Source organism: Raoultella sp. (assembly GCF_039594335.1).
Lineage (GTDB): Bacteria > Pseudomonadota > Gammaproteobacteria > Enterobacterales > Enterobacteriaceae > Klebsiella.
In genome coordinates this window covers 1-15,768 of record NZ_JBCNNS010000102.1, presented here as the reverse complement: position 1 = coordinate 15,768, position 15,768 = coordinate 1, and the positions used below count along the sequence as shown (strand labels likewise).

The following is a 15,768-nucleotide window of genomic DNA, read 5'->3' as shown; positions in this document are numbered from 1 at the left end:
GCGGCTTCGTGAGCGGCTTCACCTTTACCTTGTAGCAAGCGCGTCAGAATGTCACGGTTTTCTTCCGGCGTGCCGCCAGCCAACTGCTCCTGATGGTAAGGCGTGAGACCAAAGTCATTGGCCGTCAGCTGATAGCTTTTGATTTCCCCGTTATTCAGCTCGGCGACTACCGTCGGCGCATGCAGCGACACTTCATCCATGCCGCCGCTGTGAACCACCGCAGCACGCTGGTAGCCCAGCACGCGCAGGGTTTCGGCAATCGGCAGCACCAGTTCCGGGCTGTAGACGCCAATCAGCGCCAGCGGCGGATGCGCCGGATTAATCAGCGGCCCGAGCACGTTGAACAGCGTGCGGGTTTTTAGCTGCTGGCGAACCGGCATCGCATGGCGGAAACCGGTGTGATACTTCGGCGCAAACAGGAAGCAGACACCCAGTTCATCCAGCGCGGCACGGGACTTATCGGCATTCATATCCAGGTTGATACCGAATGCTGCCAGCAGATCGGAAGATCCCGACTTGCTCGAGACGCTGCGGTTGCCGTGCTTGGCGACTTTCAGGCCGCAGGCCGCAGCCACGAAGGCGCTGGCGGTGGAAATGTTGATGCTGTTGCTGCCGTCGCCGCCGGTACCAACGATATCGGCGAACAGGTAGTCCGGACGTGGGAACGGCGCAGCGTTTTCCAGCAGGGCGGTCGCGGCACCGGCAATCTCTTGCGGTTGTTCGCCCCGGACCTTCATGCTTACCAGTGCGGCAGCCAACTGCTCGGGTTTCACCTCGCCGCGCACCACCGCCGAGAATAACTGGTGACTTTCCTGCTGGCTCAGGGTTTCCGCCTGATACAGTTTTTCGAGGATCGGCTGAATAACGTTAGTCTGCTCGAGTTTCTGCAGCGCCCATGCCAGGGTCTGCTCCAGCAGACGAGCGCCCTGGGTGGTGAGAATCGACTCCGGATGGAACTGGAAGCCGCAGACGCGGTCAGCATCATGACGCACCGCCATGACCATCCCGTTAAAGTTGGCGTTAATGGTCAGCCCGGCCGGAATATTGCTGCCAACCAGCGAGTGATAACGCGCTACCGGCAGTGGGTTGCTCAGCCCGGCAAACATTGCCTGACCGTCATGTTCGATGCTGGAAGCTTTGCCGTGCAGGATTTCGCCCGCCTGGCCAACGTAGCCGCCGTAGGCTTCAACAATGGCCTGATGACCGAGGCAGATACCGATGATGGGCAGTTTGCCACGCAGTCGGGTCAGCAGCTCCGGCATACAGCCCGCTTCGCTGGGGGTGCCCGGCCCCGGGGAAAGCATCAGTACCGGATTCTTCATCGTACCAATACGCTCAATTAAGGTTTGTGCCGGAACCGAGTTACGGTAAATCACCACGTTATGGCCGTTCGCGCGCAGCTGATCTGCCAGGTTATAGGTAAAAGAGTCGATATTATCGAGCAGCAGAATGTCGGCCATCAGAAAGTCTCCTTAGCGTGGTGGGCCTGAGCGATTGCGCGCAGCACCGCGCGAGCTTTATTGCGGGTTTCATCCGCTTCGGACTGAGGCACTGAATCCAGAACAATACCGGCGCCAGCCTGGACGGTGGCGATGCCGTCCTGCACGTAGGCAGAACGAATCACGATGCAGGTATCAAGGTCGCCGTGGGCGGTAAAGTAACCCACCGCGCCGCCGTAACTGCCGCGGCGTTTGCCTTCGGCGGCGGCGATAAGCTGCATGGCGCGTACTTTTGGCGCGCCGCTCAGGGTGCCCATGTTCATACAGGCGCGATAGGCGTGCAGGACGTCGAGGTCGCTACGTAGTTCGCCAACGACCCGGGATACCAGATGCATCACAAAGGAGTAGCGGTCTACTTTGGTCAGGTCGGCGACGTAGCGGCTGCCCGGCGTACAGATTCGCGCGAGGTCGTTACGCGCCAGGTCAACCAGCATCAGATGCTCGGAAAGCTCTTTATGGTCGGTGCGCATTTCCAGCTCGATACGGCTGTCGAGATCGCGATCCAGCGATCCGTCGGCACGGCGGCCGCGTGGACGGGTACCGGCAATCGGGTAGATTTCAATCTGACGGCTGACGGCGTCATATTTCAGCGAGCTTTCTGGCGATGCGCCAAACAGAGAGAAGTCGTTATCCTGCATAAAGAACATGTACGGGCTTGGGTTGCTCTTTTTCAGAACGTCGTAAGCCGCCAGCGCCGACGGGCAGGGCAGAGAGAAGCGACGGGACGGTACCACCTGAAAGATTTCACCTGCGCGAATCGCGCGTTGCATTTTGCGTACCACCGCGCCGTACTCTTCATCGCTCTGATCGCAGTCGCAGGTCATAGATTCAACTTTGGTCACCGGCAGCGGCGCTGGTGGCTCGTTAAGTTGCTGGCGAAGCTGGGCAATCCGCTGTAACAGACGCTGTTTTTCATTTTCCAGTGGGGTGAACAGGCTCGACTGAATGCGGGTATTTTTGGTTTGATGGTTGATGACCAGCAGAGTTTCGGCCAGATAGAAGCAGTAGTCCGGGCAGGCGGTGTCGCTTTCCAGCGCCGGCAGATTTTCAAAACCGGCCACCAGGTCATAGGCAAACAGGCCGCCGAAGAACATCGCTTCGCGCTCGTCCGACGGGACGGTCACCAGCTCCTGCAGCAGACGGAAGGCGTCGAAGACGGATAAAGAGCACAGGCGAGCATCTTCATCCAGCAGCGCGCTGACGGGCGGGAAGGTCAGGATCCGGCTGTTGGGTTGACGCTGATTGCCGATGCCCGAAGGCAGGGTGTTATCCAGTAAATCCAGCAACGCCGCGCCGTTAGCGGACAGCGCCTGTAAAGTGACGGTGTCACCTAGCGCGGTAATGCGCAGCGCGCTGTCCACCAGCAGCAGGCTCTTTAAATCATCTTTGCTGTCGATATCCGCGGACTCCAGCAGCAGCGTGGCCGGGCGAGCGCCGCAAAGCTGGTGGAACAACGCCGTGGGATTCTCGCGGTATATGGCGTCGCTGGTGAGAAGCTCAAGTGCCGGTTTTGATGTTTGCATTATTGTTGTCGCCTTTCGGTATAATAATTTGTCCAATAAAAAGCCCGCTCATTGGCGGGCCGGGTATCTGTATGCTGAGTGCAAAACGCGATCACGCCGCCCGATATCAGGAGGTGCGCCACCAGCCGTGCAGAGTGATAAATTGCGTTTTCATCGTGATACCCCTTCATGTGAACTTGCGTACTAGTTAACTAGTCCAGGGAAATAAAGTCAACCCCTGTTTGCAGATTTTCTCCGTGAGTCGTTATGATAATGCGCTAATTTAAGTCCAAGTCCAGCAGGAGTCTCTTTGAGTGACACCCATTATGCAGTGATTTACGATCTGCACAGCCATACTACCGCCTCTGACGGGCGGCTGACTCCGCAAGAACTGGTTCATCGCGCTCACCAGATGCGCGTCGGGACGCTGGCGATTACCGACCATGATACCGTGGCGGCGATTCCCGCAGCGCGTGCCGAAATCGCCCGCGCCGGTTTACCGCTGACGCTGGTGACCGGGGTGGAAATTTCAACATTGTGGGAAAACCACGAGATTCACATTGTCGGGTTGAATATTGATATTGCGCACCCGGCCCTGACCGCTCTTCTGGAAGAGCAGAAGGCGCGTCGCCAGTTGCGCGCGCAGATGATTGCCGAGCGGCTGGAGAAAGCGCGGATACCTGGTGCCCTGGAGGGGGCCATGAAGCTTGCCGATGGCGGGGCGGTCACCCGCGGACATTTCGCGCGCTTCCTGGTGGAAGCCGGACATGCCAGCAATATCGCCGACGTTTTTAAAAAATACCTCGCCCGTGGGAAAACCGGATACGTTCCGCCACAGTGGTGTACAATAAAACAAGCGATTGATGTCATTCATCATTCTGGCGGCAAAGCGGTTATCGCCCATCCTGGGCGTTACGATCTCTCCGCCAAGTGGCTGAAACGGCTGTTGGCCCACTTCAGCGAGCAGGGTGGCGATGCGATGGAACTGGCGCAATGTCAGCAGGCGCCCCATGAACGTACGCAGCTTGCCGCATATGCCGCGCAGTTTGGTCTTCTCGGTTCGCAAGGCTCTGATTTTCATCAACCTTGTCCGTGGATCGAACTGGGCCGCAAACTTTGGCTACCCGCTGGTGTGGAAGGGATCTGGCAGAGCTGGGAAACGGCCGCAGAACAAAATTGAGAGGGAAGTATGAGCCAGTTTTTTTATATCCATCCGGACAACCCACAGGTACGGTTGATTAACCAGGCGGTGGAGATTGTGCGTAAGGGGGGGGTGATCGTTTATCCCACGGATTCCGGTTACGCGCTGGGATGTAAGATTGAAGATAAAGGCGCGATGGAGCGTATTTGCCGCATTCGTCAGCTGCCTGATGGCCACAATTTCACGCTGATGTGCCGTGATTTGTCTGAGTTGTCCACCTACGCGTTTGTCGATAACGTGGCGTTTCGCCTGATAAAAAATAACACCCCAGGCAACTACACGTTTATCCTCAAGGGAACCAAAGAGGTACCGCGTCGCCTGCTGCAGGAGAAACGTAAGACCATCGGGATGCGTGTGCCGTCGAACCCGATAGCCCAGGCGCTGCTGGAGACGCTCGGTGAACCGATGCTGTCGACCTCGCTGATGCTGCCCGGTAGCGAATTCACCGAATCTGACCCGGAAGAAATTAAAGACCGGCTGGAGAAGCTGGTGGATTTGATTATCCACGGCGGCTATCTTGGCCAGCAGCCGACCACCGTCATCGATCTGACCGAAGATGTGCCCGTGGTGCTGCGTGAAGGCGTCGGTGACGTCAAACCGTTCCAGTAAACCTCTTCTCACCGGGTGGCGCTTCCGCGACTGCCCGGCCTTAGCACACCGCCCAATGTTTATTTTGAGATAATATTGATGTGGTGGTGGATTATTTCCATAAATACTATTACTCCACTTGCAATATCTGCTGAAAACAACGCGCTAATAGAATCCCAATAGCATGCATAAGCTGAAAATATATCCCTCCGGTTATTTTAAGAGGGCGCGGCCACTGCTTAATATTGCTACCGGGAAGCCTGATTATGGCAAGTCGTATTAAACTCTATTACTGAACAGGTCGAAGATGACCGGGTGAATCAGATGATGACATCAACCCCGGCGATGATCTATCAGCCTGTGGTAGCTGATTTAGAATGCCATTCTGTGTCGTTGACTAACTAAGGTGGCATTGCTGTCTCAACAGCGACAAAATCTTGCTGGTTGCCGGTATTACCGATGCGCACAATATCTTCAACGGCCTGGCGGCCAGGGAACAGATGTCACGAACAGGTGATGGAAAAGTGCACCTCACCTCGACGCAATTGGCGATCCTGATTGAGGAGATCGGCTGGCTGTAGCCTGAGGGATTACTGATGCCCCTAACCATGCTGCAGGTCTCTTTATCCAGGTTGAACAGGTAAAAAACTGGGCCAACTTAATAATAAAAAATGATATTTCGAAACCAGGATGTAAAAAAATTTAAACCCCCTTGTTAAAAAAAACCACTGTTTTTGTGAGGTTGTTCACTGTTCCTGTTCGGCTTTTCCTTAACATTAACTACACATGTTCAGTCAGTGCTTTGATTCTCATCAACCGCAGTTTTGTGATGCTAAGCGACTGATACTTCACCTGGAATTTTAACGCTGTAATGAACATTATAACAATCACATTGATTAATAGAGGATAAATAATGTCGACATATTATTTTCTACCTGCACGAAATATCTTTGGTGAAGGTAGTGTTCAGGAAGCTGGTACTTTAGCAAAAACGTTAAATGTCAAAAAAATCCTTATTGTCACAGATGCATTCCTGGCAAAAAACGGCATGGCGGATAAGGTGTCGAAAATCTATCAAGAAGCCGGTATCGATGTATATATATTTGGTGGTGCAGAGCCAAATCCCACAGATAAAAACGTAGCTGCAGGCATCGAATGCTATCGTGAACACGGCTGTAACGGGATTGTTTCACTCGGTGGTGGTTCCTCTCATGACTGTGCAAAAGGTATCGGGCTGGTCGCGGCAAATGGCGGAAATATTAGTGATTATGAAGGGGTAGATAAATCCAGCAACGCCATGATTCCGTTGATGGCTATTAATACCACCGCCGGTACTGCCTCCGAAATTACCCGTTTCTGTATTATTACGGATACAAGCCGTAAGGTGAAAATGGCGATCGTGGACTGGCGGGTAACACCTCAAATCTCAATTAACGACCCGGTATTGATGGTTGGAATGCCGCCTTCTCTGACCGCCGCAACCGGCATGGATGCTCTCACTCATGCCATCGAAGCCTATGTGTCAACAATGGCTAATCCGCTGACGGATGCTGCCGCATTACAAGCTATTAAGATGATTACTCAGTATCTGCCCAAAGCGGTAGCGAATGGTGAGTATATGAAGGCAAGAGACAACATGGCCTATGCTCAGTATCTCGCCGGGATTGCGTTTAACAACGCCTCGCTAGGCTATGTACATGCTATGGCGCACCAGTTGGGCGGGTTCTATAACCTTCCTCATGGCGTATGTAACGCTATTCTCCTGCCTTATGTTGAATCTTTTAACCTTATTGGCAATCTTAATCGTTTCCGCGATATTGCCGAAGCCATGGGTGAAAAAGTCGCAGGACTGTCGACCGATGAAGCGGCTGTGAAAGCTATTGCCGCCATCCGTCGTCTGAGCAAACAGGTCGGCATTCCTGCCGACCTGAAAAGTCTGGGGGTAAAAACTGAAGACTTTGCCATTATGGCGGAAAATGCCAAAAAAGATGTTTGCCAGTTAACTAATCCAAGAAAAGCGACAAAAGAGCAGGTCATTGAGCTTTATCGACAAGCTTATGAAGGTGAAGGCTCGCTATAGACCCGTGTCCTTGTAGCACACGTTGAGGACTTATTACCGCTGACAGGTAATAAGTCCTCAGGCCGATCATTGTTGATTAACAGTTCCCGCTATAAACAATGTTTATATTGTCTTTATAACTCCTTCTTTTTGGAGTGGATATGATCGCGGCGGTGATTTTTCAAACAACAACCACCTGCGCGCATCTATTAGACTTAAGCGAAACATGCTTCGTATACAGCTTTGCTGCGTCGTGCCATTGCATGGCTTTCTTGTTGTCACGCTCGCGGGGTGCTTGGAGTGTCATGGCCTCGTCGATTGGGTTTAATCTCAAAGGGGACGCCATCGGTGGAGGATTTCTCAAGGAGACCTTTTGTTTCAGTGAAGTACGTTTTCAAGAGAGAACACCCGATTTGGACGTGTTTCTCAACGTGCTGGCGACTGAGCAGGAACATCATCATCAACGCATTCTGGCAATGATAACTGCTTGTCAGGTGCGAGTGGGGACGGTGACTTCCAGGGCTTCGCGTATGTCTTGTTTTGTTACCGGGGCGCTCGATTTATCACCGACCCCGTAAAGTCACACATCCTGGAAATGCGGGTTTCGTTGCCGATGCTTCTGCGCCAGTGTTGACCCTTTGCTTTGACATACATCGTCTCACCTTCGAAAGCCCGAGTGCGGTTGAGCGGTTCTTTAGCTTCGGGTGAAACGGTGCGTTTTGCTTTAACGCTAAAGTCAGACCCAGATTTCTGCTTTACTTCTTCCAACTGAGTGTGCAGAGCGGTGGCAACTGGATTTGCAAGCGGTAGATCGGTCCTGGATAGCGCGATTATCGGGATGTGCAGGCTGGTAAGCATTGCGTTAGTTGTATGCTCGTTGCTTTCGGCATCCGGACAAAATGCGGATCGGGTTCATGACGACTTCGGCTTGTTTATGGCGGTCAGTCCCAGGATGCAGACGCATAAAACTAGTTGAATCATTTAGTCTAAAATTCGTGTAGTATGTCCGCCCACGAATCATCGTGTGCGACACGTTGTTTGCCATGCAATCTGCCATGGAATAGTTACAGATCAGCGAGTTAAGTTCATTGGTTAGCTAACTCGTTGTTTCGAAAAGTATATCAGACGCCTGGGAAGGCGACACCTTAAGGAAGCTCAATGAGCGAGAAATTACAGAAAGTGCTGGCCCGCGCTGGCCACGGCTCCCGCCGTGAAATTGAATCTAAAATCGAAGCTGGCCGCGTCAGCGTCGATGGTAAGGTCGCCACCCTCGGCGATCGTGTAGAAGTGGTTCCGGGTTTAAAAATTCGTATCGATGGTCATCTGATTTCGGTGAAAGAATCCGCTGAGCAGATTTGCCGCGTGCTGGCGTATTACAAGCCGGAAGGCGAACTCTGTACGCGCAACGATCCTGAAGGTCGTCCGACGGTGTTTGATCGTTTGCCGAAACTGCGCGGTGCGCGCTGGATTGCGGTGGGGCGTCTGGACGTCAACACTTGTGGTCTGCTGTTGTTCACCACCGATGGTGAACTGGCAAACCGCCTGATGCACCCGAGCCGCGAAGTGGAACGTGAGTACGCCGTGCGTGTGTTCGGTCAGGTTGATGAAGATAAGCTGCGTCAGCTGTCTCGCGGCGTGCAGCTGGAAGATGGCCCGGCGGCATTTAAAACAATTAAGTTTGCCGGTGGTGAAGGGATTAACCAGTGGTACAACGTCACGCTGACCGAAGGGCGCAATCGTGAAGTGCGCCGTCTGTGGGAAGCGGTTGGCGTACAGGTCAGCCGTCTGATTCGCGTGCGCTACGGCGATATTCCGTTGCCGAAAGGCCTGCCTCGCGGCGGCTATACCGAGCTGGATCTGGCGCAAACCAACTACCTGCGTGAACTGGTTGAACTGCCTGCGGAAACCACCTCGAAAGTTGCGGTAGAGAAAGATCGCCGCCGTATGAAGGCGAATCAGATTCGTCGCGCCGTGAAACGCCATTCCCAGGTGGGAAACAGCAATAACCGCCGTTCGGGCGGCAGCCGCAGCAACGGCTAATCTGCTTAAATCCGGCGGGTTTCCGCCGGATTTCTCTGTCGTACCTTCCTTGTATGTGACTCCTTTCACACTTCTGCATAAAGACAAAAAACAGGAAACACCCGGACAAATAACGCAAAGTGCCGTTTCTGCTATCGCCATATACTGTCGACAGTGATTACAAAAACAGGTCGCCAAAAATGGATACAACAGAAAAGTTATCGGCAAGCTATGTGGTTATCGGCGTCAAAGAGAAAATAGGTTACGGCTTTGGTGACTTTGCTTCCAATTTATCTTTCGGTTTTACCTCTCTGTTCTTACTGTTTTTTTATACCAATATTTATGGCATCAGCGCGGTGCAGGCCAGCCTGATATTTGTTATAGCCCGGGTCATTGATGCGGTCTTTAATATTCTGATCGGTTTTGCTATTGATAAAATGCACAGTCGATATGGCAAGTTGCGTCCTTGGTTATTATATGGATCGATACCGTTAGGTTTTTTAACAGTGTTGTGTTTTGTTCCCTTTGGCGGTGAGGCGAAATTTTACTTTGCGCTGATCGCTTATACGCTCTATTGCCTGGCGTATACCTCGGTCAATACTCCCTATTCGGCACTAACGAATCGTCTGACGCAACATGAAGCCTCGCGTTCATCGCTATCGGTATATCGGTTTGTGCTGGCGATTGTTGGTTATCTCATCGTTTCAACCACCGCCGATATGCTGATCTCGCCGTTTACGGATAAGCAAGCAGGGTATGCCTTTGCGGTCTCTTGCTTTGCACTGCTGGCCACGTTTTTGTTCCTTGCCTGTTTCGGCATGACCCGTGAACGTGTGGGGGAAGAGGAAGAGACTCCGGCACCATCGCTGCGGGAAATGCTGCAGGCGGTGATGGGCAATGCGCCGCTGCTTAATTTATCGCTGTTTACGGTGTTTTTCTATATTGCTTATACCGTGTGGATGGCGATTGCGATCTATTTTATTAAGTACATTATCGGCAGTGAAGGTTATACGGCCACATTTTTCCTGATTCAGTCTGGTGCCTATATTGTTGGAACCATTATTTCGGAAAAAGCAATAGCGCTGATGGGCAAAAAGAAAATGGCGCTGGTGGCGCTGTTGATTGGTATTATTGGGGTGCTGATGCAGTATTTTGTTGCCGGGCATAACCTGTGGCTAATTATGACCGGGGTATGTCTCTACAGTATTACACTGGGAATGGGGTTTGTGGCCATGTGGTCAATGATTGCGGATACTGTGGAATATGCCGAATGGCATCATGGAGTGCGCACCGAAGGCGCAATTTATGGCTTCTTCAACTTTATTACCAAAATTGCGATGGCTATCGGCGGTGGCTGCGCGGGATGGCTGCTGGACTATTATCAATATGATGCTGGTAATATTAGCACCAACGCAATTAACGGAATTAATATTCTGATGACATTATTCCCCGGTGCGATGTTTGCCATCAGCGCAATATTTGTCGCGTGTTACTCGCTGGATGAAAAAACGTATCGCGAAATTGTTCAGAAAATTAGCCTGCGTAAACAGAATGCGCTGTAACCTCAGGGAGTCAGAGATGAATACTGAATTGAATACCGTTATCACGGTGATGACCGCAGAAGAGAAAGTTGCGCTGTTGACCGGGAGCGGGCTGTGGCGGACGGCATCCCTGCCACAGCACGGCATTGATGATATCGTGATGACCGACGGCACCTATGGCGTGCGCTACAGCAGCGCACAGATCGACGGCGACGAAAAATGGAGTATGGACGACTTTATCTCGGTGATCACACAGACTGCCGACCGGGTTAACGGAGAAGATCCCGCGGCAAAAGGTGGCAGCGAAGCGTTGTTCAGCCCTTCGTTGCCAGCGACCTGTTTTCCTAACGGATCCAGCCTGGCTTGCTGCTGGGACGTAGATCTGGTGTATCGGATGGGGCAGGCGCTGGGGCGCGAATGCCAGCAGATGGGGGTCGGGATTCTGCTGGGACCGGGGATCAATATTCGCCGTACGCCGCTGGCCGGACGAGGCTACGAATACTATGCCGAGGACCCGGTAGTCAGTGGAGATATTGCCGCGGCGTTAATCAACGGTCTGCAGCAGGAAGGCGTTGGCGCCAGTCTCAAACACTTTGCGGCGAATAACTCCGAATACCGGCGCACCGAGATGGATTCGCTCATCGACGAACGGGCGTTACGTGAAATCTATCTTGCCGGTTTTCAGCGGGCTATTGCCAAATCCCGGCCGTGGACGGTGATGTCCTCCTATAACCGGCTAAATGGCATGCAGACATCGCAGGATCCTTTTTTACTCACTCAGGTATTACGCAATGAGTGGGGCTAGGACGGGCTGGTGATGTCCGACTGGTATGGCATTAAAGACCGCCCAGCATCGTTGCTGGCGGGGAACGATCTGGCCATGCCGGAAACTCGCCGCGACAAGCAAACGCTGCTGGCGGCAATTCACGCGGGTGAAGTGCCGATGGCAGTGGTCGATCGCGCTTGTCTGCGAATGCTGACGCTGCTGGATAAGGTTCAGCGTCATCGTTGTCCGCAGACGCAGGCCGATTTCCCGGCACATCACGCGCTGGCGCAGCAGCTGGCGGCAGAATCTATCGTACTGTTGAAGAATGACGATAACCTGCTGCCGCTGCGGGCGGAATGCAGCCGGCGGATTGCCGTTCTAGGCAAAGCGGCGCAGGAACCTGTGATTCAGGGATCGGGCTGCGCCACGACGGTTCCTTGGCTGCTGGATCGCCCGCTCGATGAAATTTTTGACCTCGCCGGGGATGATTTCGACGTCTCCTGGGCTATTGGCGCTCCGGACGACCTGCATAGCGACCCGCAGGCGCTGGCAGAAGCGCGAACGGTGGCTCAGGCGGCGGATGTGGTAATCATCTTTGTCAGTACCGCCGTTGGCGAAGACGGTGAAAACGGCGATCGCCAGGATCTGAATATTCTGGCAGTACATGAGCAGTTGATTCGGGAGGTGGCAACGGTTCAACCAAATATCGTGGTGGTGCTGGCAAACAGCGATGCGGTGGTGATGCCCTGGCTTTCTGAGTGCAAAGCACTGCTGGAAACCTTCTTCGCCGGACAGGGGATGGGGCGGGCGGTGGCCGAGATTCTGTTTGGTAAACGTAATCCCTGCGGCAAACTCACGGTCACTATACCCAATAGCCTTGAAGAGACGCCCGCCTGGCTGCATTATCCCGGAGAAAACCAGTGTCATCACTACGGAGAAGGGCTGTTTGTCGGCTATCGCTATTATGATAAACGCCGTATCACGCCGCAGTTTCCATTTGGGTTCGGCCTGAGTTACACCCGCTTTGCCTATCGCAATATCCGGCTTTCGGCATCACGCATCGGAGCCGATGAGACGCTCACCGTCTCTTTCGATCTGAGCAACTGCGGCGAGTGCGAAGGCAAAGAGATCGTGCAACTGTATGTCAGCGCGCCGGTCGGGGAGTTGATTCGCGAAGAGCAGGCGTTGAAAGGGTTCTGCAAGGTGTCGCTCGCTGCCGGAGAAACTCGCCGCATCACGCTGCAACTGCCTGTTGCTGAGCTTGCCTGCTATCATCCTGGACTGGCGGATTGGGTGGTGACACCGGGGCGTTGGCAGATTCGGCTGGGGAGCTCCTCTCGCGATCTGGCGCTGAGTGCGGAAGTTGAGGTGGATTGTCCGCCGCGCTATGTCCCACTACGCGATGATAACTCGTTACAGCAGTTAATTCAGCAGCCGGAGGCGTTCACGCGGGTGGTGGCGCTGATTGCCCGTAAGAGCCAGCGGCCACCGGCGCATATCCGCGAACGGCTGATCCAACTGGCACCGGATCTGTTCTGCGGGATGCTGATCGCGTTGACCGAGTTTTTAGCGCTTGATATTGACCGTGATGAGCTGAATGCCGCGCTTAAAGGGACGGAATAATCGTCCCGCGACAGGAGATGATGCGTGTTTCCATTTTCCGTGACACATCCACGTCCGGCGACAGAGACCGGGCGGCATACGGCGAACAGCGGCTATGAGCTGATCGCCTTTGATGCTGAAAAGCTCAATGTCTTTGCGGCCGAGGTGCGTTACTGTGAACCTCACTGGCATCCGGCGCCAGAGCTTATCACCATTCTGAGTGGGCGGTTTTCTATCGTCATCGGCCAGCAGAGCGTGGAGATGGGGGCGGGAGACATGCTCTACATCAATGCCGAGACGGTGCACTCGCTGTGTGCGGAAGCGGCGGGGAGTTCGCTGTTGACCGTTCAGTTTTCCCCCGGCCTGTTCGATGAACTGCATTCGGCGCCGGTTCTGAACTGGTGTACGCGAGGGCGCTGTCCGAGCGCGGCAGACCGACAGGTACAACAGCGCCTTCGCGACCTGCTCGCGCAGCTGATTGATAATCGCGCTCCGTTTCAGCGTATTGCGATGACTTATCTGCTGCTCGACGCGCTGGTACAGGCCGGAGAACCGGCCGCCCAGGGGGAGAGTTCACTGCGTGAAGAGGCGATGATCAAGAAAGGGATCGATTTTATTAATCAGCACTTCGACCAGCCTCTGACCCTGAGCGAGGTGGCGAATCATAGCGGTATGAGTTATTCGTGGTTTTCACGGCTGTTCAAAAAGGTCAGTCGGCATAATTTCAAAGAATACCTCACCCTGGTCCGACTGAATAAAGCCAGAACGCTGCTGCGCGATACCCGTACGCCCATTACTGAAATCAGCCACAGCTGCGGCTTTCAGGAACATAAGTATCTGATTGCCGCCTTCAATAAATACTGTGGTCTGACGCCGACGGAATACCGTAAGCGCTTTGTTTCGCGGCAAAACATGCGCGAAAGCGCGCTGGCGTTGGGGGAGGATTGCCTGTGTTTGCCGCTGAATCAAGCGCTGCTAGATCGGCTGACGCTTAGTAATCAATCCCCATCTGGGCTTTGATACCGGCATCGAATGCGTGTTTAACCGGCCGCAGTTCGCTGACAGTATCGGCCAGCTCAATGATCTCGCGGTGGCAGCCGCGCCCGGTGATAATCACCGTTTGCTGTACCGGGCGGTTGCGCAGCGCGGTGAGGACCGCTTCGAGCGGCAAATAGTCGTACGCCACCATGTAAGTCAACTCATCCAGCAGAACCATATCCAGAGATTCGTCGGCCAGCATCCGCTGCGCGTGTTCCCAGACGGCAAGGCAGGCCGCCGTATCGCTTTCACGATCCTGGGTATTCCAGGTAAATCCGGTGGCCATAACCTGAAACTCTACGCCGTGCGGCTCCAGCAGGTTACGCTCGCCGTTGGGCCAGGTGCCTTTGATAAACTGGATGACGCCCGCTTTTTTTCCATGTCCGATAGCGCGGGTGACGGTACCAAAACCGGCCGTCGTTTTGCCTTTTCCGTTACCGGTGAAGACGATGATAATGCCGCGTTCTTCCTGCGCTGTCGCCACGCGGGCATCCACTTTATCTTTTATCCGCTGCTGGCGTTCACGGTAGCGTTCATCACTCATTGTGCAATTCCTGGTTTACGCCCTGGCTGGGCATCGAAGGTCATTCCCGTCTTGCGACGGCTGTCATCGCCCATCAGCCATAGATAAACTGGCATAATATCGGCGGGGGTTTTGAGCTTTTGCGGATCTTCCGTCGGGAAAGCACTGGCGCGCATTTTGGTACGCGTCCCGCCTGGATTGATACAGTTAACCCGCAGGTGGCGGCTCTGGTACTCTTCGGCCAACACCTGCATCATCCCTTCAGTGGCAAACTTGGAGGCCGCATAGGCGCCCCAGTTGGCGCGTCCCTGGCGGCCGACGCTGGAAGAGGTGAAGACCAGCGAGCCTGACTCAGACTTGAGTAATAAAGGAAGTAGCGCCTGGGTCAGCATAAAGGTGCCGTTGACGTTGACCTGTATCACCTGTTGCCAGACTTCCGGATTTTGCCGATCCATCGGGCAGACATCGCCCAGCAAACCCGCGTTGTGCAGGACGCCATCGAGGCGCGGGTAGTGGACGCCGATCTGCTGTGCCAGCTGCTGGCACTCCTGCGGCGTGCAGGTTAACAGATCCAGCGTGAACCAACGTGCCGGAAGCCCGCCTGCCTGGTCTATTTCCTGCGCCACGCTGCGCAGTTTCTCTTCGTTACGTCCGACCAGCACAACGCTTGCGCTGTAGCGCGAATAGGTCAATGCTGCTTCGCGGCCGATACCGTCGCTGGCGCCGGTAACCAGGATAATGCGATCTTTTAATAAATGATGCTGTGGTTGATAGTGCACGGCGACTCCTTAGGCAATCTGCTGACGATCGCGCGTTGTATTCGGTCTCATACTTTTGCGTTTTATGCCTGAAACAGCCAGGCATTGCAATCAGCGAAGGGGAAACTCTTTGCGGAATGAACATCTTGCAACGATTTCATCGTCGCTGAAAAAAACGGGAAGGGGTCTCACGCACCACACAAAGCGCAGAGACTTGGTGACGCAGGCTGATGTACACTGTGCTTCAACGTCAGTGGTTTACACAAGGTGAATACGTGGAATTACTTGCTCAGTATGGCTTATTTTTGGCCAAAATCGCGACTGTTGTTGTCGCCATTGCGGTTATTACCGCCCTCATTGTTAACCTGGCCCAGCGCAAGAAACAGCGTGGGGAACTGCGGGTAACCAATCTCAGCGAGCAATACAAAGAGATGCGGGAAGAGCTGGCGGTTGCGCTGCTTGATGGTCCGCAGCAAAAGGTGTGGCACAAAGCGCAAAAGAAAAAGCACAAGCAGGAGGCGAAGGCCGCCAAAGCGCGGGCTAAGCTTGGGTCTACGGAGCCAAACAGCAAACCGCGTGCCTGGGTGCTGGATTTCAAAGGCAGTATGGATGCCCACGAAGTCGCCAGCCTGCGCGAAGAGATCACCGCAGTGCTGGCGGCAGTAAAACCGC

12 protein-coding genes, 2 pseudogenes and 1 other annotated feature are annotated in these 15,768 nt (G+C 54.0%); of the genes and pseudogenes, 10 read left to right on the top strand and 4 right to left on the bottom strand.

Features of this window, described 5'->3' with window-relative positions; all coding sequences use genetic code 11:
* The coding region (trpD, locus tag ACZAHD_RS16680; RefSeq protein ID WP_462457760.1) for a bifunctional anthranilate synthase glutamate amidotransferase component TrpG/anthranilate phosphoribosyltransferase TrpD at window positions 1-1,460 on the bottom strand (1,460 nt) is incomplete at its 3' end.
* Complete coding sequence (locus ACZAHD_RS16675) at window positions 1,460-3,022, bottom strand: anthranilate synthase component 1 (RefSeq protein ID WP_462457759.1); 1,563 nt, start codon at window positions 3,020-3,022, stop codon at window positions 1,460-1,462. The genes ACZAHD_RS16675 and trpD, both read right to left, overlap by 1 nt.
* Before the next feature lie 34 nt (window positions 3,023-3,056).
* Window positions 3,057-3,152: a sequence feature (Trp leader region), on the bottom strand.
* 159 nt (window positions 3,153-3,311) lie between these two features.
* On the opposite strand from ACZAHD_RS16675, the gene rnm reads away from it, so the two are divergent.
* The 9 genes and pseudogenes from rnm to ACZAHD_RS16630 all read left to right on the top strand — a co-directional run bounded on the left by rnm (window position 3,312) and on the right by ACZAHD_RS16630 (window position 13,797).
* A complete protein-coding gene (gene rnm / locus ACZAHD_RS16670; RefSeq protein ID WP_462457758.1) occupies window positions 3,312-4,181 on the top strand; it encodes an RNase RNM in 870 nt (289 codons plus the stop codon).
* A 9-nt stretch (window positions 4,182-4,190) separates the two neighbouring features.
* Window positions 4,191-4,811, top strand: a complete 621-nt coding sequence (locus ACZAHD_RS16665) for an L-threonylcarbamoyladenylate synthase (protein WP_462457757.1) — start codon at window positions 4,191-4,193, stop codon at window positions 4,809-4,811.
* A gap of 416 nt (window positions 4,812-5,227) precedes the next feature.
* Window positions 5,228-5,371 carry a hypothetical protein gene (locus ACZAHD_RS16660; protein ID WP_462457756.1) on the top strand — a complete coding sequence of 48 codons (144 nt, stop codon included), beginning with the start codon at window positions 5,228-5,230 and terminating at the stop codon, window positions 5,369-5,371.
* 329 nt (window positions 5,372-5,700) lie between these two features.
* Window positions 5,701-6,870, top strand: coding sequence for an iron-containing alcohol dehydrogenase (locus ACZAHD_RS16655; RefSeq protein WP_462457761.1), 1,170 nt, complete (start codon window positions 5,701-5,703; stop codon window positions 6,868-6,870).
* Between the two features lie 140 nt (window positions 6,871-7,010).
* Complete coding sequence (locus ACZAHD_RS16650; RefSeq protein ID WP_462457755.1) at window positions 7,011-7,427, top strand: hypothetical protein; 417 nt, start codon at window positions 7,011-7,013, stop codon at window positions 7,425-7,427.
* A 580-nt stretch (window positions 7,428-8,007) separates the two neighbouring features.
* Complete coding sequence (gene rluB, locus ACZAHD_RS16645) at window positions 8,008-8,889, top strand: 23S rRNA pseudouridine(2605) synthase RluB (protein WP_462457754.1); 882 nt, start codon at window positions 8,008-8,010, stop codon at window positions 8,887-8,889.
* A gap of 179 nt (window positions 8,890-9,068) precedes the next feature.
* Entirely contained in the window at window positions 9,069-10,430 is a 1,362-nt protein-coding gene (locus ACZAHD_RS16640; RefSeq protein WP_462457753.1) for an MFS transporter, read from the top strand.
* A gap of 16 nt (window positions 10,431-10,446) precedes the next feature.
* Window positions 10,447-12,798 (top strand): annotated as a pseudogene (locus ACZAHD_RS16635) (beta-glucosidase).
* Window positions 12,799-12,822: 24 nt separating this feature from the next.
* A complete protein-coding gene (locus ACZAHD_RS16630) occupies window positions 12,823-13,797 on the top strand; it encodes a helix-turn-helix transcriptional regulator (protein ID WP_462457752.1) in 975 nt (324 codons plus the stop codon).
* On the opposite strand, the gene cobO is transcribed toward ACZAHD_RS16630, so the two are convergent.
* A complete protein-coding gene (gene cobO / locus ACZAHD_RS16625) occupies window positions 13,769-14,359 on the bottom strand; it encodes a cob(I)yrinic acid a,c-diamide adenosyltransferase (RefSeq protein ID WP_462457751.1) in 591 nt (196 codons plus the stop codon). The genes ACZAHD_RS16630 and cobO overlap by 29 nt on opposite strands.
* Window positions 14,356-15,117 (bottom strand): YciK family oxidoreductase, encoded by a 762-nt coding sequence (locus ACZAHD_RS16620; protein WP_462457750.1) that lies wholly within the window; start codon window positions 15,115-15,117, stop codon window positions 14,356-14,358. Before ACZAHD_RS16620 ends, cobO begins: the two co-directional genes overlap by 4 nt.
* Before the next feature lie 254 nt (window positions 15,118-15,371).
* Here ACZAHD_RS16620 and ACZAHD_RS16615 point away from each other — a divergent pair.
* Window positions 15,372-15,768, top strand: a pseudogene (locus ACZAHD_RS16615) (protease SohB); the annotation flags it as partial.